A 24,843-nucleotide genomic window follows, 5' to 3' on the forward strand; every position below is an offset into this window, starting at 1 on the left:
CACCTCCTCACCGATGTCGTCGTTCACCGATCGGACAGAAGTTACTTGATGAACTTTCCGTCCAATACTGGTAGACAAATACAGAGATGAACGGTTTGACCACTACTGTACTGGCAATTCATCTCCGAGGCGGGCAGTTGAGCGACAGCGCCCAGCCACCTCATGTGAGGACCGTGGCTCCAGGGAAGGAAACCCATGTCCGCAATCCTGTTCGGTTCGATCAGCACTCTGGCTGATACCTCCGAGCTGCAACGTCGCGCCTTCAACGAGGCCTTCCAGGCGCACGGCCTGGACTGGAACTGGTCGCGCGACGACTATGCGTCGATGCTCGGCTCCAACGGCGGCCAGAACCGCATCGCCGACTACGCCTCGGCCAAGGGCGTCGACGTCGACGCCGCCGAGGTGCACGCCACCAAATCCTCGATCTTCCAGGAACTGCTCGGCTCGGTCGGGGTGTCGCCGCGGGCCGGCGTCCTGGACACTGTGAAAGAAGCCAGGCAGCAAGGTGTTTCGCTCGGTTTCGTCACCACCACCTCACCGGAGAACGTCGCGGCTCTGCTGTCCGCGCTGTCCCCGGACCTCAGCACCGACAGCTTCGACATCGTGGTCGACAAGACGTCGGTCTCGGACGTCAAACCCGACCCGGCGGTGTATCTGTACGCCCTCGAGCAGCTCGGTGAGGACGCCGGCACCGTCGTCGCCATCGAGGACAACCAGGGCGGCGTGCAGGCCGCCTCCGCCGCCGGCATCAGCTGCGTGGCCTTCCCCAACGAGAACACCGCCGACGGTGATTTCTCCGCCGCCACCACCACCGTCGACACGCTGGACGCCGAAACCGTCCTCGCCCTCATCAAGGAGGCTCGATGAGCACCATGGCTGCCACAGTCACCCAGGACGACAAGGCTTTTCACGTCGTCGGACACGAGACCATCTCCTACGACCTGGTCTATGTCGACGGCGTGTTCGACGTCGGACAGACCGCTCTGGCCGACTGCTACCGCCCCTACGGCCGCGCACTGATGGTGGTGGACGAGTCGGTCTACGCGCTCTACAGCCGGCAGATCCACGCCTACTTCGATCACCACGGAATCACGTTGACCGTGGTGCCCATCCAGATCCGCGAGACGGCCAAGTCGCTGGAGACCTTCGAGCGCATCGTCGGAGAGTTCGACACCTTCGGGCTGGTGCGCACCGAACCGGTGCTGGTGGTCGGCGGCGGGCTGACCACCGACGTGGCCGGATTCGCCTGCGCCAGCTACCGGCGCAACACGCCCTACATCCGCATCCCCACCACCTTGATCGGCCTCATCGACGCCAGCGTCTCGATCAAGGTGGCTGTCAACCACGGCAAGCACAAGAACCGCCTCGGCGCCTACCACGCGTCATCGACGGTGTTCCTGGACTTCTCCTTCCTGGCCACCCTGCCCGAGGACCAGGTACGCAACGGCATGGCCGAGCTGATCAAGATCGCCGTCGTCGGCAACAGCGAGATCTTCGGGCTGCTGGAGGATTTCGGTCCGGAACTGCTGCGCACCCGGTTCGGCCACCGCGACGGCACCCCGCAGTTGCGGGAGGTGGCCCACCGGCTCACCTACCAGGCCATCGCCACCATGCTCGAACTCGAAGCGCCCAATCTGCACGAGATCGATCTCGACCGGGTGATCGCGTTCGGCCACACCTGGAGTCCCACTTTGGAACTCACTCCGGAGCGGCCGTTCTTCCACGGCCACGCCATCAACATCGACATGGCGCTGTCCACCACCCTCGCCGAGCAGCGGGGACATCTCAGTGCCAACGATCGCGACCGCGTGCTGGGCGTGATGAGTTCCCTGGGCCTGGCACTCGACAGCGAACACCTGACGCCGGAGCTGCTGGCGTCGGCCACCGAATCGATCCTGCGCACCCGCGACGGGCTGCTGCGCGCCGCGGTGCCGGACCCGATCGGTCACTGCCGCTTCCTCAACGACGTCACCGTCGACGAGCTGGCCGACACCTTGACGCTGCACAAGAAGCTGTGCCTGGACTTCGACCGTGGCGGCGACGGGTTGGACATGTTCACCCCGGTGGACACCGAGGACGACGCGCGGTGACCGGTGCCGCCCTCACCCCGAGGCCGGTGACCCCGACCAGCATCCTGGCCGCCGAACTCGCCGAGTTGTGCCGCGAACTCGGCACCGTCGCCGGTCTGCCGGCGGCGGTGCTCGACCGCGCGCAGCGGGCCGGCGCCCTGGCCGCGGGCCTGGACCCCTACCTGGACCGGTGCACCTCCCCCGAATCGACCGCGCTGGCCCGGCTGAGCGAACGCACCGCGCACACGGACTGGAGCGCCCGCGCCGACGGTGCGGTGTTCCTCGAGCAGGAGATGCTCTCCGGTCACGTGGAGGGCAAGGCGCTGCAGTTCCTGCTGCACCTCTCGCGCTGCACCCGGGTGCTGGAAATCGGGATGTTCACCGGTTATTCGGCGCTCGCGATGGCCGAGGCCATGCCCGCCGGGGGAACGGTGCTGGCCTGCGAGATCGATCCGGACGTGGCCCGCTTCGCTCGGGAATGCTTCGACGCCTCACCGTTCGGGGACCGCATCACCATCGCGGTGGGCCCGGCACTGGAGACGCTGCACCAGCTGCCCGACACCGAGCCGCCCTTCGACTTCGTGTTCATCGACGCAGACAAAGCCGGTTACCTGGGCTACGTCGACTTCCTGCTGAGCAGCCCGCTACTGGGACCAGAGGCCGTCATCGCCGTCGACAACACGCTGATGCAGGGCCAGCCCTACACCGGCTCGGGCGTGACGGCCAACGGGGCGGCCATCGCGACGTTCAACCAGGCGATCGCCGACGACCCCCGGGTCGAGCAGGTGCTCATTCCGTTGCGCGATGGGCTGACGCTCATTCGGAGAACGCCCGCGTGACCGCCACCGCCACGGTCGCACCGGCAGCGGAGGTGACCCGCCGGCCGGTGGCAGCGGCTCCGGCACGCACTCTGCTGGCGCTGGCAGGCCTGGGTGCCACGCTGCCGCTGGACGCCGCGCTGGTGGGTCTGGCGCTGCTGTTCGTGCGACCCACCACGCCGGCGGCGCATCCACGTCCCCGGACCGTGCTGATCAGCGGCGCCAAGATGACCAAGGCGCTGGCGTTGGCGCGGTCGTTCCATGCCGCCGGGCACCGGGTGATCCTGGTGGAGTCGGCGAAGTACCGCTTCACCGGACACCGCCTGTCCCGGGCCGTCGACCGCTTCCACGTGGTGCCCGAACCCCACGAACCGGGCTACGCCGAAGCGCTGCTGGAGGTGGTGCGCCGGGAACACGTCGACGTGTACGTCCCGGTGTCCAGCCCGGCCGCCAGCGTGCACGACGCCGACGCCCGGGCACTACTCGACGGCGTGTGCGAGGTCATCCACGTCGACTCGCGCATGGTCCGCAATCTCGACGACAAGGTCCGGTTCTCCCGCGCGGCAACAACTCTGGGGCTGCGAGTCCCGGACTCCCATCAGATCACCGACGCCCGCCAGATCCAGGACTTCCCGTTCCCACCCGGGCGCAGTTACATCCTCAAGCGGGTGGCCTACAACCCGGTCGGCCGGATGGACCTCACCCGGCTGTCGGCGGATACACCCGAGCGCAACGTCGCCTTCGCGCGCAGCCTGCACATCAGCGAGGACGATCCGTGGATCCTGCAGGAGTTCATCGCGGGACAGGAGTACTGCACCCACAGCACCGTTCGCCAGGGCCGGGTCCAGGTCTACGGCTGCTGTGAGTCATCGGCGTTCCAGATCAACTACGCACAGGTGGACAAGCCCGAGATCCACAACTGGGTCCAGCGCTTCGCCGCAGGCACAGGCATCACCGGTCAGGTGTCGTTCGACTTCATCGAGGGTCCCGACGGTCACCCGTACGCCATCGAGTGCAACCCGCGGACCCATTCGGCCATCACGATGTTCTACGACCACCCTGGCGTGGCCGCGGCGTATCTCGAGGACGGTCACCCCATGATCGTGCCCAATCCCTCGGCCCGACCGACGTACTGGATCTATCACGAGCTGTGGCGGCTGCTCACCCAGCCGCGCCGGCTGGCCCGCCTGCGCACCATCGTCTCCGGAACGGACGCGGTGTTCTCCTGGCAGGACCCGCTGCCCTACTTCGGGTTACATCATCTGCAGATCCCGGCACTGCTGCTGGGCAACCTGCGCGCCCGAAAAGGCTGGAGCCGCATCGACTTCAACATCGGCAAGCTGGTGGAGCCTGGTGGGGATTGAGACGCGGCGGCGCATCCTGCACCTGATCGGCTCCCCGGTCGATGAGTTCCACGCCGAACTGTCCCGGTTGTACGCCCTGGGCTGCCTGCTGGCGCTCGAGGATCCGCACCGCTACGAGATGCACCTGGCGCACGTCGAACCCGGCGGCACCTGGCGGTTCCCGCGCGCCCTTTCAGCGGCGGCGCTGTCCTCGGCCATCCCGATGTCGCTGTCACACGCGGTGGCGCACATCGAGCAGCTCGAGGTGGATGTCGTGGTGCCGCAGATGTTCTGCCACCCGGGGATGACGGCCTACCGCGCGCTGTTCGACATCCTCGGCATCCCGTACGTCGGCAACACCGCGACCGTGATGGGTATCGCCGCGGACAAAGCCAAGACTCGGGCCATCGTCGCGGCCGCCGGGGTCGCGGTACCCGCCGCACGGGTGGTGAACGATCAACAGCCGGTGGACATCCCGTTCCCGGTCGTGGTCAAGCCGGTCGCCACCGACAACTCCGTCGGCGTCACGCTGGTCCACGATCGCCGGCAGTACGCCGTGGCCGTCGATGCCGCGCTCTGCCACGGCGACACCGCTCTGGTGGAGCAGTACGTAGAACTGGGCCGCGAAGTGCGTTGTGGCATCGTCGCCCGCGACGGTGACCTGGTGGGGCTGCCGCTGGAGGAGTACGCCGTGGACCCGGTGACCAAACCGATCCGCGACAGCGCGGACAAACTCGCGCGCAGCGCCGACGGTCAGCTGTACCTGGTGGCCAAAGACCGGGCCCACGCCTGGCTGGTGCCCGAGGACGATCCGCTCACCGACCGCGTCCGGGCAGCGGCGCGGGCTGCCCACCGGGCGCTGGGGTGCCGGCACTACAGCCTCTTCGACTTTCGCATCGACCCGCAGGGCAACCCGTGGTTCCTGGAAGCCGGACTGTATTGCTCGTTCGCCCCGAGCAGCGTGATCGCGGTGATGGCGGCCGGCGCAGGCACCGGCGTCGGCGAGCTCTTCGCCGGCGTGCTCACCGAACTGGACCAGGAGGCCAAGACGTGCACGCCGAGCCACTGAAACCCGTTGGCGCGCTCATCACCGGCGTCCCCGTCGGTGCGCTGGGGCTGCGTCAGGCGTCGTGGTTGCGAACCCAGCTCGCGGAGCACGGTGTGGTGATCCTGCGTGACCAGAACGCCGACGACGAAGCGCTGCTGGACTTCCTGCGCAGTTTCGGCCGGGTGGTCTTCACCCAGGGTGAGACCCCCGTGGACGGCCATCCCGACCTGAACATCATCAGCAATGTCGGCCGAACCCGGCCGCCGCGCTCCAGCTTTCATGTCGACACCAGTTACGTGCAGGAGCCGCCGGCCTACACGGCACTGCGCGCGGTGCGGATACCGGCCCACGGTGGGCAGACCCTGTTCAGCAACCAGTACCGCGCGCACGACACCCTTCCCGAGCACATCCGCCGGGACCTTGCACGGCGGTCCATCACCCACGTGGCCACCGGGGTCAGCCTGAGCGACGGCGACGAGGCGCAGGCCACCCACCCCGCGTTGCGCACCCACCCGGTCAGCGGCCGCACCGCACTGTTCCTGTCGACTCCCCCGCGGTGCCGGTCGGTGTCCGGGTTGACCGACCGGCAGGCCGGCGAATTGGTGGGTTATCTGTTCGAGCATTCCACCCGTGACGACAACGTGTTGCGGCACAGCTGGTTGCCCGGCGACGTGGTGGTGTGGGACAACCGGGTGGTGATGCACCGCGCCGACCACCAGGGGGTGGTCGGCGACCGGGTGATGCACCGCGGCATGGTCACCGACGGTGCGGCACCGCGTCAGCTCCAGAAGTGGGTGTAGCCCCGGTTGTCGAAGCCGAGCACGAACAGGTCCAGGTTGCTCGGCCCTCGTGACACCGCGGCGATCTGCTGGGTCTGGTTGTCGAAGATGTGCCCGCCCGGCAGCGGGAACCAGTCGGCGGCCCAGGCGCCGTTCCAGAAGTGGGTGTAACCGCGATTGTCGAAGCCGATGACGAACAGGTCCAGATTGTTCGGGCCCCGCGAGACCACCGAGAGCCGCTGCTTCTTGTTGTCGAAGACGTGGCGTCCGGGCAGCGGGAACCAGTCGTTGTTCCACCGGCCGTTCCAGAAATGCGTGTACGCCTTGTTGTCGAAGCCGAGCACGAAGAGGTCCAGGTTGCCGGCGCCGCGGGAGACCGCGGCCACGTGCTGGGTCTTGTTGTCGAAGGTGTGACCCCCGGGCAGTGCGAACCAGTCGCTGTTCCACTGGCCGTTCCAGAAATGGGTGTAGACCTTGTTGTCGAACCCGATGACGAACAGGTCCAGATTGTTGGGGCCGCGGGACACCGCGGCGATCTTCTGGGTGGTGTGATCGAAAGTGTGCCGGCCCGGCAGTGGGAACCAGTCCCTGCTCCAGCCGCCCTGCGCGGTCCAGAACGTGGTGTAGACACGGTTGTCGAACCCGATGACGAACAGGTCCAGGTGGTTCGGTGTGCGCGAGACCGCGGCGATGTGCTGGGTACGGTTGTTGAAGATGTGTTGTCCCGGCAGCGCGAACCAGTCGGAGTTCCACTGCCCGTTCCAGAAATGGGTGTAGACCTTGTTGTCGAACCCGATCACGAACAGGTCCAGATTGTTCGGGCCCCGCGACACCGCGGCGATCCTCTGGGTGGCGTGGTCGAAGATGTGCCGGCCCGGCAGCGCGAACCAGTCACCGTTCCAGCGGCCGTTCCAGAAGTGGGTGTAGGCCTTGTTGTCGAAGCCCAGGACGAACAGGTCGAGGTTGGTGCGTCCGCGGGAGACGGCGGAGATCTTCTGCTTCTTGTTGTCGAAGATGTGCCCGCCGGGCAGGGCGAACCAGTCCGGCGCCCAGCCGCCGTACATGGCCTGGATGGCCAGCCGGTCCCCGACCGACAGTCCGTTCCGCTGACCCATCACCACCCCCGGCGGCAACGGCACCTTGGGGACGATGGTGGGTTGACCGTTGGTACTGAAAGCCGTTGCGGGGTAATGCATGATGGATCCGAAGTCGTACCCGCCTGTGTCGTCACCGTCGCTGATGTGTTGCTGGAAGTTGTGCTGATCCCCCGAGGCGATGTTGGCGAAGTTGACGGTGATCAGCGCGTTGCGGTCCTCCCGGCTCTGCTCGTGCCACAGCCCGATGGCATGCCCCATCTCGTGGATCACCGTCCCGGTGGGTGCGCCCGCGGCGATGCGGATGTCCTGACGCCCGCCCTGGCGGCCCACGCGGGAACTGCTGCCGGTGTCAGGGATGAAGCGGACGTAATCGGACTGTCCGTTGCGCGGCACAAAACGCACCGGGGTGAGCGCCCCGTAGTGCGCCACCGCGTCGGTGACCCGTTGCGGATTGGGCAGATTGGGGTCGACCTCGAACGGGACCACCGCGCCCGGCCATCGGTGGCCGGCCCCGGTGACGATGACGCCCTCCTGCCCCACCGTCTCCCCCAGCACGATGTCGCCCTCGAACAGCGCCAGGCCGTCGATGTCGCTGTAGGTCACCTCGGTGCGGACCCCGCCCGGGGTCTCGACGAAGCCGGTGCCGGTGGTGCCTCCGGACCGGAATTCGCCGCTGTCGTGTTCGGTGGTGGTGTTCTCGATGGTGGTCATGGGTTGCCTGCTTCCTGGTTGAGTCGCGTGTGCCGCGAATGTGCCGTGTGCAGCATCGGTCCGTCACGCAGACGTGGTCGTGCGTAGCGGGCTACCTGTTCACACGGCGACGACGCGCACGGTCAGGCCGGTCACGTCCCCGGCGGAGGCGACGGGGATGCTCTCGACGGACACCAGGTCTCCCGCGCCGAGCTGCTGGGAGCCGGCCAGACTGATCTGACACTGCAGCGAAAGCTGCTGGTGGGACGAGGTTTCCGGCGCCTGCATCGCGAAGTGTTGACGGCGGCCCGGTGATACCGCGGTGTCGGGAAAACTGGCGACGGCGATCTGCGGCGCCTGCGCGTCGGCCCATGAGGTGTCACGCAGTTCCAGCACCATCGCCGCCGTGGTGACGGGGGCGTCCGGTGGCATCACCACTGTCCCGCTGATCCGGCGCATCACCATGCCCCCATCGTCGCCTGGGCCGCGCCGCCGCGGGCAGGTAGCGCACTACTCGGCTCACCGCGCGGCCCCTGTGCCAGCATGGGGCAGATGACGACCAGGCAGTCACCGACCGCACGCGCTGCAGTCACGCCTCGCAGCCCCGGCAAGCTCGCCGATGTCACCGGCCCCGGCCTGACCGACCGCTGGGGCGCCGCGGCCACCGACCTCGGCGCCTCCATCGAGGCGCCCGACGGCAACCTGGTGTCGGTCTTCGGGGACACGTTCTCCGGGGACCGGGTGGGCGTCGGCGACTGGCGTTCTCCGGTGGTACTGATCGGCACCGGTGACGCCCGTCGCCCGGTGCGCTATCACCAGGCCGGCGGACCCGATGCCGGGTACGCCCGTCAGTTGTGGCACTACATCCACGATGACACCGCACCGCGGTGGACCAAAGGCGGTATCAGCACGGTGATCCCGTCGGATCTGCTCCGGGTCGGCGACACGCTCTATCTGCACGCAATCGTCAACCGCGGCTTCGGAAACGCGGTCTGGACGGAGATCTGGCGCTCGGGCGACAGCGGCGTGACGTGGCATCACCTGGGTGAGCGTGCCAAGTTCCCCGCCGCCCTGCACGGTGGCCACGCCCAACTGTGGTCCTGGGACTTCGACCCCGATGATGGCTGGGTCTATGTGGTGTCCACCGGCTTTCAACGCAATAAGGGCATCATCTTGCGCCGGGTCCGCCCCGAGCATCTGGGCGAGCGCACTCGCTACTCGGGGTGGGGGTTCCGCCACGGCGTCTGGGGATGGGGCAACGAGCCGACACCCATCACCCCCGGCGGGGAGACCTGGGGTGAACTGACATTACGCCGGCTGGCAGCCGGAACCTGGGTGCTGGGCGGCTTCCTGTCGTCGAAATATGCACTGGGCTACCGGGTGATCAGCTCGCCGGTGGCCAACATGTTCGCCACCGAGGTCCAGATGCCGGTGCTGGGATGTGGTTGGGACGACGAAGACCACACCCGCAACCGCGTCGCCCAGCTCTACGGCGGCTACCTGCTACCGAATTCGCGCGTCGGCGTACCCGGCGGGGTCGGGCTGATGGTCTCGCAGTGGCACACCCGGGCGCACTGGCCTTACCGCGTCATGCATTTCGGCGTGACACTGCGCGACACCCGGTAGGTCACTCTTTGATGTAAGGCACCAGCAGTGTCGACCAGGCGTAACTCATCCGGTCGTACTCGTCCTCGCACTGGCCGGCCCGTTCCTGCGGCAGCAGTTCGTTGTCCACCAGGTCGGCGTTCATCTCGGGATCGGCGCCGTAGGCCCAGCACAGCAGGTTGAACATCCGGGTCTGGTCCAGCGAGTGTTCGTCGGCGAAGGCCGCCTCGTCCAACTCGCCGTAGTCGGAGAAGGCGGCGAAGAAGCGGGCGTTGTCACGCAGCACGTCCACCGACTCGGGGTCCAGCTGGTCGTCGTCGCCGGGCACCAGCAGCATGAAGGCCGAAAGCTGGTCTGCCACATCTTCTTCGCGTCCTGTGGTGGGCAGGTCGTAGATGTCGATCACCATGTGGCCCATCTCGTGGAAGAAGGTGGCATAGGTGGCATTGACCGCCGAATTCAGCGCGTCCTCCGGGGTGTCACCCGCGTCCAGGAACATGCTCTCGGCGAAGTCGACGTACTCGTAACACATGGTCATGGTCTGCTCGGACGGGCTCCACCAGGCGTTGGGCTCGTCGCACTGGGCGCCCACCAGCGGAATGTCGAAGGGCAGCTTCAGCAGATCGGTGGCGCCCTCGGCCATGTCCTCGAGCATCTTGCCGTCCTCGAAGATCTGCTTGCCGCGGATGGCCTCCGGGGTGGTGGCGTCCTGGTATTCGGGAATCATGTCGCCGGCGTCGGGCACCGACTCGGCGTCCGCCGCCTCGACCGCCGTCGTCTCCGGCTCCGCCGACGGCGCGGGCGCCTCTTCGGAGCTGCCGCAGCCGGCGATCACCATCGTCGCCGCAAACAACGGCAGCCAGAAAGAACGCACCACGCCTGACCTTCCCCAGCGGCGCCGAGCGCCCGCATCACATTCATGAATTCACAAGTTGACGCTCAGGAAGATATCGCAGCAAACATCTCCGCGCTACTGTTCGGGCAAAGTGTCGCTCAGGCCACCAGTGCGGTGCCCGCACCGGCATAGCCCCGGTCGCGGGCCACCTCGGCCAACTGCGAGCGCAGCTGCCGGCGCCCGCGATGCAGCCGGGACATCACGGTTCCCAGCGGGGTGCCCATGATCTCGGCGACCTCCCGGTAGGCGAAGCCCTCGACATCGACGTAGTACACCACCATGCGGAACTCGTCCGGAAGTGTCTGCAGCGCCGCGACGATGCGCGCGTCGGGCATCGCCTCCAACGCCTCGACCTCTGCGGAGCGCAGGCCCGTGGACGAGTGCGCTGCTTCGTCGGCCAGCTGCCAGTCGGTGATCTCGTCGGTGGCGTACTCCGTCGGCCGGACCCGGCGCTTGCGGTACCCGCTGATGTAGGTGTTGGTCATGATGCGGTACAGCCACGCCAGCAGGTTGGTGCCGTCGCGAAAGCTGTGGAAGCCGACAAAGGCGTTGATCATCGTCTCCTGCAACAGATCTTCGCAGTCGGCGCGGTTCTGCGTCATCCGCAGCGCGCCGCCGTAGAGCTGGTCCAGCCTGGGCAGGACGTCGCGTTCGAACCGCTGCCGCAGCGCGGCGTCCCGGCCGGCAATGGCCGGGTGGTGGTCTGCTGCCTCGAGATTCCGTGCCATCGCTGTGCTCCCCTGACTGGACCCGTATTCACTCCTGCGGTTGATATTCGTCCCGCAGCGGCCCGTGGTCGCCCGTGCTGACCCCACTCTCGAACTACCGGCTAGCACTACCCACGTTCATCACCTTCCCCATCGTTACGCAAAAGCCCTTCAGTAGGGATGTATAGGGTAGGTTTCTGTCATGTCTGCGACGATGTACTCGCCAGATGACGTGGCCGACCTGCTCGGTCTGCACGTCCGGACCATCCGCCACTATGTGCGCGACGGACGGCTGCCGGCCGTGCGAATCGGAAAGCAGTACCGCATCTCCGAGGTCGATCTGCGCGCGTTCACCGGTGGTGCGCCCGCGGCGGCGCCACCGCGCCTGGACACCACCACCGTCGTGCGGATCGCCGACATCACCCGCGAACTGATGGACCGGGTGTCCACCCTGGCGCTGGCCGGCGCGAGCGCCGCACGACTGCAGGTGCACACGTCCTACGAACCGGTCCAGCGCACCCTCACGGTCGTCGCCGTGGGTGATGCCGATGACGCCGCCGCACTGTTGTCCATGGTCAGTGCGCTCATCCGGGACGCCGCGTCATGACACGAGACGCCGACGCCGTGCGCGCCGCCCTGCGCCGCGACCTGCTGGCCGCCATGAAAATCCGCGACACCGTTCACGTGGCGGCCCTGCGCACGGCGATCGCGGCCATCGACAACGCCGAAAGTGTTGATGCCGAGGGGGTCACGGCCACTGAGGTGGCCCGGCGCGAGCTCTCGGCCGACGAAGTCCATGCCGTGCTGGCCGGGCACGTGCATGGTTATGCCGTCGAGGTCGACGGTTACGACGCGGTGGGTCAGGCCGGGCCCGCCGCGCGCCTGCGCCGCCAGGCCGCCCTGCTGCGCCGCCACCTCCCGTGATTTCGGCGCGCTGGTAACCGCTGCGCGGTTACCAGCGCGCCCAAGTCACGTGATGCTGTCGTGCGTACACGAATGGTCGCCGCAGAAGTCCCCGATACGCCAGACGGCATTATCCGACGACTCCGATTTGCTGTGTCCCCGCCCCGGTCGAATTGTGTACCGACGCCGTTGCGCTGAGACAATGAGTCCCGGCGCCATTGTCCCGAGAGCAACTTTGCTTGAATTGGCAAAAATACCCGGCTTGACGATTTTTGCCGAATCACGCTGTAAAAGCGTCGATGTCGCTGTCAAGGACGAGTCAGACCCCTCACTTGGGTCAGATTTCGGATTTGCCAGTCGAATGGCGGACGGAATACAGGCACGGCAATAAGATGTATTTGCCGCGATCCGCGACACGTCCGATTAAGGTAGGGCGTCTTGAAGTTGCGGATTTGCGGTATCTGCATCGCGGGTCGGGGGAGGTCCAGTATTGGTCACTGGAGGCGCGCAGCGACGGGTCACAGTTGCGGTCATCGACGACCAAGACGTGGTGCACGCTGGTGTTGAGGCGTGGTGTGCCGCCGCGGACCCGCCCATCGATCTGGTTGGCAACTACCTGCATCCGAAAGAGTTCTTGACGGCCTTTCCCGCCGTCCCACACGAGGTGGACGTCGTCTTGTTGGATCTGCAAATCGAGGGCAGCCGGCCGGACTTCGACATACTGCGCACGCTCAGCCAGGCAGGCCAACGGGTGGTCGTCTACTCGCATCTGGCGGCCGATGAGATCATCCTCAGCAGCTTGGATCTCGGGGCCGTGACCTACCTGGTCAAATCGGAAGGACGCTTACACCTGATCGAGGCCCTGCATTCGGCGGCATCCGGCACGCCGTACATCGGCCCCAGGATGGCCAAAGCGCTGGCCCATGACCGGAACTCGGGCCGGATCAAGCTGTCCGAGCGCGAGATCGAGGTTCTGCGGGCGTGGTTTCAGACCGAGAGCAAGGAACTGGTGGGCAAGAGACTTTATATCGCGCCCACCACCGTGCGCACCCACCTGCAACGGGCCCGCGCCAAGTACGCCGCGGTAGGCCGTCCTGCGCCCACCAAATCGGCCCTGCTGGCGCGGGCGGTGGAAGACGGGATCCTGAGCCTCAACGAGCTCTGATCCTGTCGTACGAACCACCCAATTCCCGAGCTCGACTTCACCGCTGCGCCGACGTCGCCCAGAATCGTCGGCGGCTTCCGGGTATCGCCGGCCCGTCCCGAGACGCTCCGGGTAGGCCTGGGCCGGCTTCCGCAGGTAAGCCAATCCTGGCGTTTCGACCGCCCGCGGGCGGGGCAATCCCCGAAACGCGCGCAGCCCGCGCACGCTCCGTGCAGGCTGGAGCGGACAGCACCAGTGAAAGAGGCCCCCATGGCGATCAACGACGATGACATCAGCACCTCCGCGGCAGGCGGCGGCGAAGGCCCGGCCGACGGCGGCAGCAACCCCGGTGGCCACGACGGTGGCGCGGACGGCACCGCAGGCGGCGAAGGCCCGGCCGACGGCGGCAGCAACCCCGAGGGTCACGACGGCGGGGCCGACGGCACCGCAGGCGGCGAAGGCCCGGCCGACGGCGGCAGCAACCCCGACGGCCACGACGGCGGCGCCGACGGCACGGCCTAGAGTTCGATAGTGCTCAGCCGCTGCATCAGCGTCGACCAGTCCGTCTTCGCCGCGGAGTACTGGGGACGCAAGCCGCTGCTGAGCCCAGCCGGTGCGCTACCCCGCGATTTCGGTGATCTGCTCTCCCCCGACATGGTGGACGAGCTGATCGCCGAACGCGGGGTACGCGCGCCGTTCATCCGGCTGGCCAAAGAAGGTCGGCTGCTGGCCAAGGACTCCTACCTGGGGCCGGCCGGTTTCGGCGCGGAGGTCACCGATCAGGTCGATTCCGCCAAGGTGCTCGAGCAGCTCGCCTCGGGTGCCACGGTGGTCTTGCAGGGTCTGCACCGGTTGTGGCCGCCTCTGATCGACTTCACCCGCGACGCAGTCGACGACATCGGCCATCCGGTCCAGGTCAACGCCTACATCACCCCGCCGGGCAACCGCGGGTTCGACTTTCACTACGACGTGCACGATGTCTTCGTCCTGCAGGTCTCGGGAACCAAGCGGTGGATGGTCCACGAACCGGTGCATCCGCATCCGCTGCCGTCGCAGCCGTGGACCGATCACCGCGAGGCCATCGCCGAGCGGGTCCGGGATACACCGGCGATCGACGCCGAACTGTCCGACGGCGACGCACTGTATGTTCCGCGCGGCTGGGTACACGCCGCGCAAGCCCTGGACACCACCTCCATTCACCTGACCGTTGGTGTCGCGGCCACGACACCCCTGGATGTGGCCCGGGCTGTGCTGGAGGAACTCAGCGCGATCGAGCAGCTGCGCGCGCCACTGCCGCTGGGCATGAACCCGATCGATCATGACGACGTGGCCGCCACCGCCGCCAAGGTGATCTCGCAGCTGAGCACCCACTTGCGTGACAACGCCGAGACGCTCAGCGCGCTGGCGACCGAACGTCTTGTCTCTCAGCATGTTTCACGCACCCGCCCAGATGCCGTGCGTCCGCTGGCTGCACTTCGCGCCGCTGTAGACCCCACCGCGGGACCGGTGCGGTGGCGCCGCGGCCTGCACGCCACCCTGACGCAGGACAGCGACAACCGGGTGGCGGTGCACCTGCCCACCAAGACCATCAGATTCCCCGCGTTATGCCTTGCCGCGCTGACCCATCTGGCCGCCGGCCACGACAGCGACCCTGCGGCCCTGCCCGGTCTGGACGCCGCTGACGGCGCCGTGGTGGTCCGACGGTTGTTGCGGGAGGGCGTCCTGGCGCCCTCGTCGGCCGCGTCGTGACAACCCCGAGGCGGCCGCCGTGCAGCGACCAGTCGCTGGCGCGCGAAGAGCCGATGTACGGCACCGCGTCGGCGGGCTCGGCCTGGCTGCTGCTGGAGGTCGAAGGCGGCTGGGGACCATCGGCGTTCCTGCAGTCGCCCACCAGTATCGACCCGGTCCTCGGGCGGGCGATCGTGCGCCGCGCCGAGGCCGCCGGAATGCGCATCGCCGCGATCCGCCGGCATGGTCGCCGCTCCGGGGCGCCGCGCTGGCGGTGGTTCGTGGCCAGGGCCGACGTCGGTCGCTCGCAGCTGTTCCACGGTGAGGTCGACACCGCCACCGAGTACCTCGACATCGACCTGGACGGACACGACGGCACCCGGGCCACCGGACCGCTGGTGGCCGTCTGCGCCCACGGCCGGCACGACCAGTGCTGCGCGGTGCGCGGCCGGGTCGCCGCCGGCGCCATCGCTGCCGAGTATCCCGAGCTGGTCTGGGAGTGCTCACATCTGGGCGGCGACCGGTTTGCTGCCACGATGCTGATCCTGCCGGAGGGGTTGTGTTACGGCCGGGTGGACGGCACCGACGCCGCTGAACTGGTTCGGCTGTATCTCGACGGGCGCCTCGATGACCGGTTTCTGCGGGGCCGCACCTCGGTCCCGCACGCCGTGCAGGCCGCACAGCATTTCGCGCGGCAGGCGTACGGCGATGACCGGATCGAGGCTCTGCCCGCCGTCGCCATGGAGGGCGGCACGGGGCAGATCCGGGTGGTCCTGGCACGCGAGCGCGGAAACCTGGAGGTGGTGCTCGACGAAGTGGTCTCCGAGCCGTTGTTCTCCCAGTGCTCGGCAACGGTGGCCGGACCGGTCCGCTGCTTCGGCTTGCACTCCATCGCTGCACATCCGCCCGGCTGACCCCCGCCCCTACTGCCGCCCAACCAACTGGTCGGCTAGCCTGTTGAACATCGGTCCAAGATCTCCGACACCGAGCAGGGAGGCCGCTCATGCAGCTGGCGTTGACACCGGAGGAAGCCGCGTTCCGCGACGAGCTCCGCACCATCTACACCACGAAGTTCCCCGAGGACATGCGGGAGCGGAGCCGGACGGAAACGCACCTCAACAAGGACGACATCGTCAACTCCCACAAGATCCTGCACGAGCACGGCATCGCCGTGCCGAACTGGCCCGTCGAGTGGGGCGGCAAGGACTGGACGCCCACCCAACACCAGATCTGGCTGGACGAGATGCAGCTGGCGGGCGTGCCCGAACCCTTGACGTTCAACGCCAAGATGGTGGGTCCCGTGATCGCCGAGTTCGGCAGCCAGGAGATCAAGGAACGCTTCCTGCCGCCGACGGCCGCGCTGGACATTTTCTGGTGCCAGGGGTTCTCCGAGCCCGAGGCGGGCTCCGACCTGGCGTCGCTGCGCACCACCGCGATCCGCGACGGTGACACCTACGTGGTCAACGGTCAGAAGACCTGGACCACCCTGGGCCAGTACGCCGACTGGATCTTCTGCCTGGTGCGCACCGATCCGCAGGCACCGAAGAAGCAGGCCGGCATCTCGTTCCTGTTGATCGACCTGGACACCCCCGGCATCACCATGCGCCCGATCAAGCTGATCGACGGCAGCTTCGAGGTCAACGAGGTGTTCTTCGAGGACGTCCGGGTGCCCGCCGAGAACCTGGTGGGCCAGGAGAACCAGGGCTGGACCTACGCGAAGTTCCTGCTGGGCAACGAGCGCACCGGTATCGCGCGCATCGGCGCCACCAAGGTGGCGCTCGCCGAGGTCAAGAAGCACGCCACCAAGACCGGTCTGATCTCCGATCCGTTCTTCGCCGTGCGTCTGGCCGAGGCCGAGAACGATCTGCTGGCCTTGGAGCTGACGCAGATGCGGGTGGCCTCGGGCTCCAAGGACGGCCAGCCGAACCCGGCGTCGTCGGTGCTCAAGCTGCGCGGCAGCCAGCTGCAGCAGCTCACCACCGAGCTGATGATGGATGTCGCCGGACCCGACGTCCTGCCGTTCGAGGCAGCGGCCATCCTGTCGCCGCAGTGGGCACAGGCCAGCGCGCCGCACTACCTGAACTACCGCAAGACTTCCATCTACGGCGGCAGCAATGAGGTGCAGCGCACCATCATCGCCTCGACCATCCTCGGATTGTGAGGTAAGAAGTGGACTTTCAACTCAGCGATGAGCAGGAGATGCTGCGCGACACCACGCGCGACCTGCTGGCCCACAGCTACGACGCCGAGCGGCGCAACAAGATCATCGAGACCGACCTGGGCTGGAGCCGTGAGGTGTGGAGCCAGCTCGCCGACACCGGAATCCTCGGTCTGGGCTTCGACCCGGAGGAGTCCGGGCAGATCGAGATCATGCTGGTGCTCACCGAACTCGGTCGCCGGCTGGCACCCGAGCCGGTGCTGCACGCCGCACTGGCGCCCGGCCTGGTGATCGCCGAGGCCGGCACCGACGAGCACAAGCAGCTGCTCGACGAGGTGGCCGAGGGCCGGTTGTTGTTGGCATTCGCCCACTTCGAACCGGGCATGCGGGGAGCCGCTACCGCCGTGACCACCACCGCCCGCCAGGACGGCGACGCCTGGATGCTCAGCGGCCAGAAGAACCCGGTGCTCGCCGGCGACACCGCAGACAAACTGGTCGTCACCGCCGCGCTGCCCGACGGCGGCACCGGGCTGTTCCTGGTGGACGGCGATGCTGTCACCAAGACCGGCTACCGCACGTTCGACGGCCAGCGTGGTGCGCAGATCGACCTCAACGGCTCCCCCGCCGTGGCGCTGGGATCCGCCGCCGACGACGCGACGGTCACCATCGAGCGCGCCCTGGTCCGCATCCAGTCCGCCCTGTGCGCGGAGGCGCTCGGCGCCATGGAAGAGTCTCTGCGGCTGACCTCGGAATACCTGAAGAGCCGCAAGCAGTTCGGTGTCACGCTCAACGCATTCCAGACGCTGACCCAGCGGGCCGCCGACATGTACGTGTCGCTGGAGCTGGCCCGCAGCATGACCCTGTACGCAGCGATGTCGATCTCCGACGGTGTGCTGGACCCGACCATCGCCGCACGGGCCAAGCTGCAGGTCGCCCGCTCGGGACGCCACATCAGCCAGGAGGCCATCCAGCTGCACGGTGGCATCGGCGTCACCGCCGAGTATCCGGTGGCGCACTTCGCCGCCCGGCTCACGGCCATCAACCAGACCCTGGGGTCGGCCGACGATCAGCTGCACGTGCTCGTGGACCAGCTCGGCGGATACGAGATCGCCGCGCTCTGAGCGGCGGTCACGTGTAGGCGACGTGGACCCTGGAGATGTGGCCTTCGAAGGGGAACGGTGCGCGTTCGCGGTACTCGTGTGACACGGGCGAGCCGAGGCAGGTTCCGATGTCGAGGCAGTCGTTGGCGGTGAACAGCAACGGGGCACTGACCGGAACCCGCCCCGATGCCACGGTCTGCCCGTCGACGGCCACCGTGACGTCCAGCGGCCCGGCCGGTCGCGGGTCGGCGTACTGGGTTCGTACCTCGATCCGAGCTGTCCCGGCCTCGATCTCGGCGCTCGAGCGCACAACGGTGCGCGACAAGATGAACAGGTTGTACTCGTACACCAGGTGGCCGCCGTCGAAGTAGCACGTCAGCCCGCCTGCAGCGCCGCCCAGTGCGTACAGGACTCCACTGGCGTGCGCCGGGATATCGACATCGATGGTGACGACGTTGTTCTTGTTGCCCAGCGCGGGCGCGCAGAATTCCGGCATCCGTACCATGTCCCCGGCAAACGTCCATTCCCGGTAGGGCGGGGTGATGCGCAGTTCCGGGTGGTACACCGGCACCCACAAGCCACCTCCGATGGGCAGCACCGCGTTACGCGCCGCCTCGATGGCGAACATTTCCCGCATCTGCCCGAGTTTGTCGGGTTCTGCGGCGGCGAGATCGTGGGCCTGCGACCAGTCCCGGTCGAGGTGATAGAGCTCCCAGGTGTCGTGGTCGGGGGTCCAGGTCGCGATGCCCTCGGGCTGTCCCGGCACCCACGGCAAGCGTGGCCCGCGGGCGCAGGCCAACCAGCCGTCGTGGTAGATGCCCCGGCTGCCCATGATCTCGAAGTACTGCGTCTGCTTGCCGCCGGGGGCCGACCGGTCCACCAGGGTGCGCGCGAAACTGGCTCCCGCGAGCGCGGTCTGCGGTTCGCCGTACACCGTGCGCGGCGTCTCGATGCCCACGATGTCGTAGATGGTCGGGACCACGTCGTTGCAGTGCAGGAATACGTCGCGCGGAGTGGTGTCGGCGGTGATCTTCGCAGGCCAACGCACCGCCATCGGATTGCGCGTGCCGCCGAGGTGTGACGCCAGCAGCTTCATGCCTTTGTACGGCGTCGAGCCGGCCCAGGCCCATCCGGCGTGGTATTGGTTGTCCACCAGCGGTGAACCCAGCACGTCCAAGCCGCCGAGTTGGTCGAGGGCATCGATGTGCTGGCGCACCGTGGTGGGAATTCCGTTCTGCGCCAACAGTTCTGCGATGGTGCCGTTCTGGCCCTCACCTGAGGACCCGTTGTCCCCCCAGATGTAGAAGAACAGCGTGTTGTTCCCGTATCCCAGCTCGTCGAGTTCGTCGGCGATCCGGCCCACCTGGACGTCGACGTGCTCGGCGTAGCCGGCGGCCACTTCCATCAGGCGGCGCTGGAACGGCTTTTCGTCGTCGGGAATGTCGTCCCAGGCGGCCAGTGTCGCGTCCCGCTCGGTCAACTCACAATCCTGCGGAATCCAGCCGGTGGCTTTGGCGCGCTCGAAAACCCGCCGGCGGTAGGCGTCCCAGCCGTCGTCGAACTTTCCGGCGTACTTGTCCGCCCACTCCTTCATGATGTGGTGTGGCCCGTGCAGGCACCCGCTGGCCCAGTACATGAAGAACGGCTTGTCGGCGTTGAATGCCTTGTGGCGGCGCAGCCAGCCGATGGCGTCGTCGGCTAGATCCTCCGACAGGTGGTAACCCTGCTCCGGGGTACGCGGCGGGGGCACCACCGTGGTGTTGCGCACCAGATGCGGCTCGTACTGTGAGGCCTCGCCGGCGAGGAACCCATAGAAGTACTCGAATCCCAGCCCCGTGGGCCAGTTCTCGAACGGCCCCGCTGCGGTGGTCTCCTCGGCAGGGGTGTTGTGCCATTTGCCGAATGCCGATGTCGCGTAACCGTACTGCTTGAGCACCTCGGCCACCGTCGCGCTCGAGCGCGGGATCTTGCCCGAGTAGCCGTCCCAGTCGTTGGCCAGTTCGGCGATCTGCCCGTTGCCGATCTCGTGGTGATTGCGCCCGGTCAGCAGGGACGCCCGCGTCGGCGAGCACATCGCCGTGGTGTGGAACCGGTTGTAGGAAACTCCCCCGGCAACGATGCGGTCCAGCGTCGCCGTTGTCACTTCACCCCCGAACGTCGTCGGCAGCCCGGGACCCGCGTCATCGATCAGCACGATCACGATGTTGGGCGTGTCGGGATGCAGACGGCGTGGCGCTTCGCGGGGAGCGTAGCTCGACTCACCCAGCGTGCGCCCCGCCACGCTGCCTGACGGCACCGGCGGGAACGGCAGCACCGCGCCACCGGGCAACGTGGGGGCCACGATCTGTTCTCCGGCCATCGGCTCACTCCTTCTCCACCGGTCGATCGCGATCATTGTGGTCCATCGTGCTGCACGCGGGACGGATTTCCCGCACGGCAGTCCAACGCCGCCGCTGCTGCCGCAAGACCCCGCGACCCGGGCCCTTCGGCCCTGGTGCCGCCGCCGTCGCCCTCGTAGCGTCGAGGGTGGCGTCGGCGATGTCGCCGGGCGTGGGAGAAGGGACGCTGACCATGACGCTGGGTATCGCTGTCGGGGTGGACGGGTCGGACCCGTCGGATGCCGCACTCCGCTGGGCCGCGCGGGAAGCGGCGTTGCACGCCGCGCCTCTGAAGCTGCTGCACGTCGTGACACCGCCGAACATGGTGGCCTGGCAGGAGCCTCTGGCCATGACGGGCTACGGCGAATGGCAGCAGACCCGGGCGCGCGAGATCCTCGACAAGGGACGCCAGCTGGCCGAGGAGGCCGCCCCCGGCATCGACGTGTCCACCGAATCCCTCGCGGGACCGTCTGTCGCGACCCTCATCGACCTCAGCAAGGACGCTCAGATGATGGTCGTCGGTTGCCGCGGGCTCGGTGCTGTCGGGCGCGCCTTGCTGGGTTCGGTGAGCCGCGCGATGGTGCATCACGCCCACTGCCCGGTGGCGGTCGTCCACGACGCCACCGCGCCCGACGATGCTCCCGTGGTGGTGGGCATCGACGGGTCACCGGCGTCGGAGCGGGCCGTGGCCATGGCGTTCGATGAGGCTTCGTGCCGCGGTGTGGGCCTGGTCGCGGTGCACGCGTGGAGCGACGCGGGGGTGATGGACTTTCCCGGGTTCGATTTCACCCCGCTGGAGCAGGACGCCAACGAGGTGCTCGCCGAGCGGCTGGCCGGCTGGCAGGAGCGCTACCCCGACGTGGCCGTCGAACGGATCGTCGCCTTCGACCGCCCGGTGCCACAGCTGCTGCTGCAGGCCAAACGCGCCCAGCTGCTGGTGGTCGGCAGCCATGGCCGCGGCGGCTTCGCGGGCATGCTGCTGGGCTCGGTGAGCTCTGCGGTGGTGCAGTCGGCCACGGTTCCGGTGCTGGTGGCCCGGCAGGCCTGACGGGTACGTTCCTGAGTATGGGTACCGAAATCGTTGTGGGCGTTGACGGCTCGCCATGCTCGCAAGCCGCGCTGAGCTGGGCCGCTGCCGAAGCGAAACTCCGCGGGGCACCTCTGGTGGTGCTGTATGCGGCCGTCCCGGCCACCGTGGCCACCTGGGCCTCGTCGGCGGCCCTGCCGGCCGCGTGGGCCGACCTGCAACGTGACGCCGGGGAGCAGGTCCTGCGCGACGCGACGGCCCGAGTAGGTGCCGACGTCCCGGTCAGCACCGAGTTGGTGCCGCAGGGCCCCGCTGCGGCGCTGATCGAACGGTCCCGCGACACCGCGCTGGTGGTGGTGGGCAGCAACGGTCGCGGGGCCCTCGCGCGCGCTGTCCTGGGCTCGGTCAGTACCGCGCTGCTGCACCATGCGAAGGCCCCGGTGGTGGTGGTCCGCGAACCGGCAGTCCCCGGCGACAAACCGGTGCTGCTGGGGTTCGACGGCTCGGGGTTCTCTCGTCAGGCCGCCGCCCTGGCGTTCGAGGAGGCTGCTCGCCGAGGCGTGGAACTCGTTGTGCTGCATGCGTGGTGGTCACCCGGCGCCTACGATCTGCCGGGTCTGGACTGGGACAGCGTGCAGGCGCAGATCGATGAGGAACTGGCAGCCCAGCTGGCCCCGTTCAGTGCGCAGCACCCCGATGTGATGGTGCGGCGGGTGGTGGTCAAGGACCAGCCGGCGCACCACTTGGTGGAGGCGTCCGACGAGGCCCAGCTGATCGTCGTGGGCAGCCGCGGCCACGGCGCGCTGGCCGGAACATTGCTGGGGTCGGTGTCGTCGGCGGTGGCGCAGGCGGCGCAGTGCCCGGTGATGGTGGTTCGCGAATAGCAACCTCTATGTATACTAATCGTTCATTTCCGTGTGTGGAGGAGGACGCGACGTGCGGCCACGTGCGACGGTCGAGAAGGCAGTGCGGCCGGGACGGGGCCGTCGCCCCGCGTCCGAGGTACGGCAGGCGGTCCTCGAGGCTGCGGCGCGTCTGCTCTACGACGAGGGACTGAGGGCCGTCACCTTCGAGCGCGTGGCCGCCGCCGCCGGTGCCAGCAAGGTCACCTTGTACAAGTGGTGGTCCACCCCGGCGGTGCTGGCGTTCGAGGCATACCATGCCGATGTCATGCCGGGCCTGGCGTTCCCGGACAACGGTGACTTCCAGACCGATCTGCGCACCCAGCTGCACTCGTTCGCCCGCGCCATGATGGAGCGCCCGGGCTCGGGAGCCCGCACCCGCGGGCAGGTGATCGCCGAGATCGTCGGCGCCGCCCACGGAGACGCCACCTTGGCCGACGCCTTCCACGCGTACTACACGACGCCCCGCCGGGAGTTGACCCAGCGGATGTTCCGGCTCGCCCGTGAACGCGGACAGATTCCCGCGCATCTGGACCTACCGGCGCTGGCCGACCAACTCTGGGGTGCGTGCTACCACAAGCTGATGATGTTCGGCGAGCCCCTGGACGACGGTTACATCGACGCGCTGATCGCGAACCTCTTCGGCCGAACGGGCTGAGATCAGCCGAGTTCGGCGAGTTGCCGGACAGCCGGTGCCATGGCGTCGATCCACGCCGCGGGCGTTCCCGAGGTGGGAGTGACGATCACCGTGTGCACGCCCAACCGCGCGTAATCGTCCATCGCGGAGACGAATTCGTCGCGGCGATCGGGTTCGGGCCGCGGGAACGCCGCCGTCACCGTCACGTCGATCTCGGTGTGATCGCGGCCGAGGTCGTCGCAGTGTCGACGCAGCACCTCGATCTTGCGGGCGACGTCCTCCACGGAGGTGGTGAACAGGTTGCACGCATCGCCGTAGCGGGCCACCAGCCGCAGTGTCTTACGTTCTCCCCCACCGCCGATCAGCACCCGCGGTCGCTGCAGCGGCTGCGGCCGGCACAACGTCTCCGCCAGTTGGTAGTGCGTACCCTTGAACGGCCCGTCGTTGTCAGGGTCCCACATCTGGGCGCAGATCTGCAGCGTCTCCTCCAGCCGTTCGAAGCGCTCGGCCAACGGCGGGAACGGCACTCCGAGCCCGCGGTGCTCACGCTCGTACCAGGCAGCGCCGAGTCCGAGTGCCGCTCTGCCGCCGGACAACACGTCCAGGGTCGTCACGATCTTGGCCAGCAGACCGGGGTGACGGTAGGTGACTCCGGTGACCAGCACGCCCAGTTCGACGGTGCTGGTGTGGGCGGCCAGGTAGCTCAGGGTGGTGTAGGCCTCGAGCATGGTGGACTCCGCCGGCAGCCCGGTGGGCTCGATCTGGAAGTAGTGGTCCATCAGGGACAGCCAGCTGATGCCGGCGTTCTCGACGGCGGCCCCCACGCGGGCCAGCTCACCGCTGATGGCGGCGGTGCCGCCATCGATGTCCAAAAAGGGAAGGTGAATTCCGAGCTTCATCGTTGCACTCCTAGTGATTCAGGGCCGGGACGAGTACGTCGAGGCACCATTGCCGAAATGTGGTCGCAGACGAGGATTCCGGGGTGCGCGGCTCGGCGTTGTCCAGCCCGCCGTCTTTGGCGACCGCCATGTCGAGCATGCCCTGGGCCATGGCTGCCGACATTCCGTGACTGCGCATGGTCGCCGCGTAGGCGTCCCCGTCGATCTGCTGGTACCGCACCGGCCGGCCCAGCACGTCGGACATCACCGCCGCCATGTCCTCGAACGAGAGGTCCTGCGGGCCCAGCACCGGCACGCTGCCGGCTCCGGTCCACGACGAGTCGGTGAGCAGCCGCACGGCCGCCGCGGCGATGTCGCGGGTGGCGCAGGTGGGCAGCGCACGCTCACCGCTGATGGGGCCGAAGAACATCCCCCGCTCGGCGATGGCGGCACGCTGGCGCAGCAGGTTGTCCATGAACGACGGCAGGACCAGCGCCCGGTAGGGCACCCCGGTGTCGGCCATCATGTCGTCGACGGCCAGCGTGGCGGTGACAAACCCGGCGTAGGCGGCCATCGGCGTGCCGCGGCCCAGCGCCGAGATGCCCACCACCCGCGCGATGCCGCTGGCCGGCAGGGCTGCGCAGGCGGGTTTGGCGAAGTCGACGTAGGCGGCCTCGACGCTGGCGGCCTGCGGATTCGGCGGTACCAGCCAGAACAACGCCTCGGTACCGGCGAAGGCGGCGGCGATCACGTCGGGATCGGCGTGCGACCCTTCGATGACGTCCCTTCGATGACGTCGACGGCCGCGCGGACGCGATGGGACAGCCGGGCGGGGTCGCGGACGACGACGCGCACCGGAGCCCCCTGCTCGAGGAGTCGGTCGACGACCTGGGCGCCGATGGTGCCCGTGGGTGCGGTGACGGTGATCATGCGGGTG

The 24,843-nt window shown here is 67.9% G+C and carries 26 protein-coding genes; 18 read left to right on the forward strand and 8 right to left on the reverse strand.

Features of this window, described 5'->3' with window-relative positions:
- The first annotated feature begins 195 nt into the window (after positions 1 to 195).
- Genes G6N58_RS28420 through G6N58_RS28445 form a run of 6 tightly spaced genes read left to right on the forward strand, consistent with a single transcriptional unit; the run spans position 196 to position 6,078 of the window.
- Entirely contained in the window at positions 196 to 867 is a 672-nt protein-coding gene (locus tag G6N58_RS28420) for an HAD family hydrolase (RefSeq protein WP_115280556.1), read from the forward strand.
- Complete coding sequence (locus G6N58_RS28425) at positions 864 to 2,090, forward strand: sedoheptulose 7-phosphate cyclase (protein WP_115280555.1); 1,227 nt, start codon at positions 864 to 866, stop codon at positions 2,088 to 2,090. The genes G6N58_RS28420 and G6N58_RS28425 overlap by 4 nt, the downstream gene beginning before the upstream one ends.
- On the forward strand, positions 2,087 to 2,908 hold the full coding sequence (locus tag G6N58_RS28430; protein ID WP_232068039.1) for an O-methyltransferase: 822 nt from the start codon (positions 2,087 to 2,089) through the stop codon (positions 2,906 to 2,908). Before G6N58_RS28425 ends, G6N58_RS28430 begins: the two co-directional genes overlap by 4 nt.
- Complete coding sequence (locus G6N58_RS28435) at positions 2,905 to 4,251, forward strand: ATP-grasp domain-containing protein (protein WP_232068040.1); 1,347 nt, start codon at positions 2,905 to 2,907, stop codon at positions 4,249 to 4,251. Before G6N58_RS28430 ends, G6N58_RS28435 begins: the two co-directional genes overlap by 4 nt.
- Positions 4,241 to 5,299: a D-alanine--D-alanine ligase family protein gene (locus G6N58_RS28440; protein WP_232068041.1), complete on the forward strand. Its 1,059-nt coding sequence runs from the start codon at positions 4,241 to 4,243 to the stop codon at positions 5,297 to 5,299. Before G6N58_RS28435 ends, G6N58_RS28440 begins: the two co-directional genes overlap by 11 nt.
- Positions 5,281 to 6,078, forward strand: coding sequence for a TauD/TfdA dioxygenase family protein (locus G6N58_RS28445; protein ID WP_115280554.1), 798 nt, complete (start codon positions 5,281 to 5,283; stop codon positions 6,076 to 6,078). The genes G6N58_RS28440 and G6N58_RS28445 overlap by 19 nt, the downstream gene beginning before the upstream one ends.
- Here G6N58_RS28445 and G6N58_RS28450 read toward each other — a convergent pair.
- A complete protein-coding gene (locus G6N58_RS28450) occupies positions 6,057 to 7,865 on the reverse strand; it encodes a M12 family metallopeptidase (protein WP_115280553.1) in 1,809 nt (602 codons plus the stop codon). The genes G6N58_RS28445 and G6N58_RS28450 overlap by 22 nt on opposite strands.
- 99 nt (positions 7,866 to 7,964) lie before the next feature.
- Positions 7,965 to 8,309, reverse strand: a complete 345-nt coding sequence (locus tag G6N58_RS28455) for a hypothetical protein (RefSeq protein ID WP_115280552.1) — start codon at positions 8,307 to 8,309, stop codon at positions 7,965 to 7,967.
- 87 nt (positions 8,310 to 8,396) lie between these two features.
- Between G6N58_RS28455 and G6N58_RS28460 the strand changes: the two genes are divergently transcribed.
- A complete protein-coding gene (locus G6N58_RS28460; protein ID WP_115281984.1) occupies positions 8,397 to 9,470 on the forward strand; it encodes a glycoside hydrolase family 183 protein in 1,074 nt (357 codons plus the stop codon).
- Position 9,471: 1 nt separating this feature from the next.
- On the opposite strand, the gene G6N58_RS28465 is transcribed toward G6N58_RS28460, so the two are convergent.
- Together G6N58_RS28465 and G6N58_RS28470 are read right to left on the reverse strand one after the other, a co-directional pair.
- On the reverse strand, positions 9,472 to 10,323 hold the full coding sequence (locus G6N58_RS28465; protein WP_232068042.1) for a DUF4344 domain-containing metallopeptidase: 852 nt from the start codon (positions 10,321 to 10,323) through the stop codon (positions 9,472 to 9,474).
- A 119-nt stretch (positions 10,324 to 10,442) separates the two neighbouring features.
- Positions 10,443 to 11,072: a sigma-70 family RNA polymerase sigma factor gene (locus tag G6N58_RS28470; RefSeq protein WP_115280551.1), complete on the reverse strand. Its 630-nt coding sequence runs from the start codon at positions 11,070 to 11,072 to the stop codon at positions 10,443 to 10,445.
- A 181-nt stretch (positions 11,073 to 11,253) separates the two neighbouring features.
- On the opposite strand from G6N58_RS28470, the gene G6N58_RS28475 reads away from it, so the two are divergent.
- From G6N58_RS28475 to G6N58_RS28510, 8 genes are all read left to right on the forward strand, one after another.
- Positions 11,254 to 11,658: a helix-turn-helix domain-containing protein gene (locus tag G6N58_RS28475; RefSeq protein ID WP_115280550.1), complete on the forward strand. Its 405-nt coding sequence runs from the start codon at positions 11,254 to 11,256 to the stop codon at positions 11,656 to 11,658.
- Complete coding sequence (locus G6N58_RS28480; protein WP_115280549.1) at positions 11,655 to 11,975, forward strand: GatB/YqeY domain-containing protein; 321 nt, start codon at positions 11,655 to 11,657, stop codon at positions 11,973 to 11,975. The genes G6N58_RS28475 and G6N58_RS28480 overlap by 4 nt, the downstream gene beginning before the upstream one ends.
- Positions 11,976 to 12,444: 469 nt before the next feature.
- Positions 12,445 to 13,119: a LuxR C-terminal-related transcriptional regulator gene (locus tag G6N58_RS28485; protein ID WP_115280548.1), complete on the forward strand. Its 675-nt coding sequence runs from the start codon at positions 12,445 to 12,447 to the stop codon at positions 13,117 to 13,119.
- A 249-nt stretch (positions 13,120 to 13,368) separates the two neighbouring features.
- Positions 13,369 to 13,620, forward strand: coding sequence for a BatC protein (locus tag G6N58_RS28490; RefSeq protein ID WP_068917713.1), 252 nt, complete (start codon positions 13,369 to 13,371; stop codon positions 13,618 to 13,620).
- Positions 13,621 to 13,629: 9 nt separating this feature from the next.
- Complete coding sequence (locus tag G6N58_RS28495; RefSeq protein WP_115280547.1) at positions 13,630 to 14,847, forward strand: cupin domain-containing protein; 1,218 nt, start codon at positions 13,630 to 13,632, stop codon at positions 14,845 to 14,847.
- Positions 14,844 to 15,740 carry a ferredoxin family protein gene (locus tag G6N58_RS28500; RefSeq protein ID WP_115280546.1) on the forward strand — a complete coding sequence of 299 codons (897 nt, stop codon included), beginning with the start codon at positions 14,844 to 14,846 and terminating at the stop codon, positions 15,738 to 15,740. The genes G6N58_RS28495 and G6N58_RS28500 overlap by 4 nt, the downstream gene beginning before the upstream one ends.
- Positions 15,741 to 15,829: 89 nt before the next feature.
- Positions 15,830 to 16,987, forward strand: a complete 1,158-nt coding sequence (locus G6N58_RS28505; RefSeq protein WP_115280545.1) for an acyl-CoA dehydrogenase family protein — start codon at positions 15,830 to 15,832, stop codon at positions 16,985 to 16,987.
- A gap of 8 nt (positions 16,988 to 16,995) precedes the next feature.
- On the forward strand, positions 16,996 to 18,105 hold the full coding sequence (locus tag G6N58_RS28510) for an acyl-CoA dehydrogenase family protein (RefSeq protein ID WP_115280544.1): 1,110 nt from the start codon (positions 16,996 to 16,998) through the stop codon (positions 18,103 to 18,105).
- Positions 18,106 to 18,112: 7 nt separating this feature from the next.
- Here G6N58_RS28510 and G6N58_RS28515 read toward each other — a convergent pair whose 3' ends face one another.
- Positions 18,113 to 20,443, reverse strand: a complete 2,331-nt coding sequence (locus G6N58_RS28515; protein ID WP_115280543.1) for an arylsulfatase — start codon at positions 20,441 to 20,443, stop codon at positions 18,113 to 18,115.
- Positions 20,444 to 20,622: 179 nt separating this feature from the next.
- Between G6N58_RS28515 and G6N58_RS28520 the strand changes: the two genes are divergently transcribed.
- Genes G6N58_RS28520 through G6N58_RS28530 form a run of 3 tightly spaced genes read left to right on the forward strand, consistent with a single transcriptional unit; the run spans position 20,623 to position 23,049 of the window.
- The gene (locus tag G6N58_RS28520) at positions 20,623 to 21,510 is read left to right on the forward strand and encodes a universal stress protein (protein WP_232068043.1); all 888 of its coding nucleotides are present in this window, start codon (positions 20,623 to 20,625) and stop codon (positions 21,508 to 21,510) included.
- A gap of 17 nt (positions 21,511 to 21,527) precedes the next feature.
- Complete coding sequence (locus tag G6N58_RS28525; RefSeq protein ID WP_115280541.1) at positions 21,528 to 22,373, forward strand: universal stress protein; 846 nt, start codon at positions 21,528 to 21,530, stop codon at positions 22,371 to 22,373.
- A 52-nt stretch (positions 22,374 to 22,425) separates the two neighbouring features.
- Positions 22,426 to 23,049 carry a TetR/AcrR family transcriptional regulator gene (locus G6N58_RS28530; RefSeq protein WP_115280540.1) on the forward strand — a complete coding sequence of 208 codons (624 nt, stop codon included), beginning with the start codon at positions 22,426 to 22,428 and terminating at the stop codon, positions 23,047 to 23,049.
- Positions 23,050 to 23,051: 2 nt separating this feature from the next.
- On the opposite strand, the gene G6N58_RS28535 is transcribed toward G6N58_RS28530, so the two are convergent.
- Genes G6N58_RS28535 through G6N58_RS31135 form a run of 3 tightly spaced genes read right to left on the reverse strand, consistent with a single transcriptional unit; the run spans position 23,052 to position 24,836 of the window.
- Complete coding sequence (locus G6N58_RS28535) at positions 23,052 to 23,927, reverse strand: LLM class F420-dependent oxidoreductase (protein WP_115280539.1); 876 nt, start codon at positions 23,925 to 23,927, stop codon at positions 23,052 to 23,054.
- Between the two features lie 10 nt (positions 23,928 to 23,937).
- The gene (locus tag G6N58_RS28540) at positions 23,938 to 24,657 is read right to left on the reverse strand and encodes a Rossmann-fold NAD(P)-binding domain-containing protein (RefSeq protein ID WP_197746451.1); all 720 of its coding nucleotides are present in this window, start codon (positions 24,655 to 24,657) and stop codon (positions 23,938 to 23,940) included.
- Positions 24,654 to 24,836: an NAD(P)H-binding protein gene (locus G6N58_RS31135; protein WP_197746452.1), complete on the reverse strand. Its 183-nt coding sequence runs from the start codon at positions 24,834 to 24,836 to the stop codon at positions 24,654 to 24,656. Before G6N58_RS31135 ends, G6N58_RS28540 begins: the two co-directional genes overlap by 4 nt.
- Positions 24,837 to 24,843: the final 7 nt, after the last annotated feature.

The sequence above is a fragment of the Mycolicibacterium tokaiense genome (assembly GCF_010725885.1).
GTDB lineage: Bacteria > Actinomycetota > Actinomycetes > Mycobacteriales > Mycobacteriaceae > Mycobacterium > Mycobacterium tokaiense.

Coding starts and splice junctions, on each gene's coding strand:
- G6N58_RS28420 (WP_115280556.1), top strand. CDS start 196: ATGTCCGCAATCCTGTTCGGTTCGATCAGCACTCTGGCTGATACCTCC.
- G6N58_RS28425 (WP_115280555.1), top strand. CDS start 864: ATGAGCACCATGGCTGCCACAGTCACCCAGGACGACAAGGCTTTTCAC.
- G6N58_RS28450 (WP_115280553.1), bottom strand. CDS start 7,865: ATGACCACCATCGAGAACACCACCACCGAACACGACAGCGGCGAATTC.
- G6N58_RS28455 (WP_115280552.1), bottom strand. CDS start 8,309: ATGGTGATGCGCCGGATCAGCGGGACAGTGGTGATGCCACCGGACGCC.
- G6N58_RS28460 (WP_115281984.1), top strand. CDS start 8,397: ATGACGACCAGGCAGTCACCGACCGCACGCGCTGCAGTCACGCCTCGC.
- G6N58_RS28470 (WP_115280551.1), bottom strand. CDS start 11,072: ATGGCACGGAATCTCGAGGCAGCAGACCACCACCCGGCCATTGCCGGC.
- G6N58_RS28475 (WP_115280550.1), top strand. CDS start 11,254: ATGTCTGCGACGATGTACTCGCCAGATGACGTGGCCGACCTGCTCGGT.
- G6N58_RS28480 (WP_115280549.1), top strand. CDS start 11,655: ATGACACGAGACGCCGACGCCGTGCGCGCCGCCCTGCGCCGCGACCTG.
- G6N58_RS28490 (WP_068917713.1), top strand. CDS start 13,369: ATGGCGATCAACGACGATGACATCAGCACCTCCGCGGCAGGCGGCGGC.
- G6N58_RS28505 (WP_115280545.1), top strand. CDS start 15,830: ATGCAGCTGGCGTTGACACCGGAGGAAGCCGCGTTCCGCGACGAGCTC.
- G6N58_RS28515 (WP_115280543.1), bottom strand. CDS start 20,443: ATGGCCGGAGAACAGATCGTGGCCCCCACGTTGCCCGGTGGCGCGGTG.
- G6N58_RS28520 (WP_232068043.1), top strand. CDS start 20,623: ATGTCGCCGGGCGTGGGAGAAGGGACGCTGACCATGACGCTGGGTATC.
- G6N58_RS28525 (WP_115280541.1), top strand. CDS start 21,528: ATGGGTACCGAAATCGTTGTGGGCGTTGACGGCTCGCCATGCTCGCAA.
- G6N58_RS28535 (WP_115280539.1), bottom strand. CDS start 23,927: ATGAAGCTCGGAATTCACCTTCCCTTTTTGGACATCGATGGCGGCACC.
- G6N58_RS31135 (WP_197746452.1), bottom strand. CDS start 24,836: ATGATCACCGTCACCGCACCCACGGGCACCATCGGCGCCCAGGTCGTC.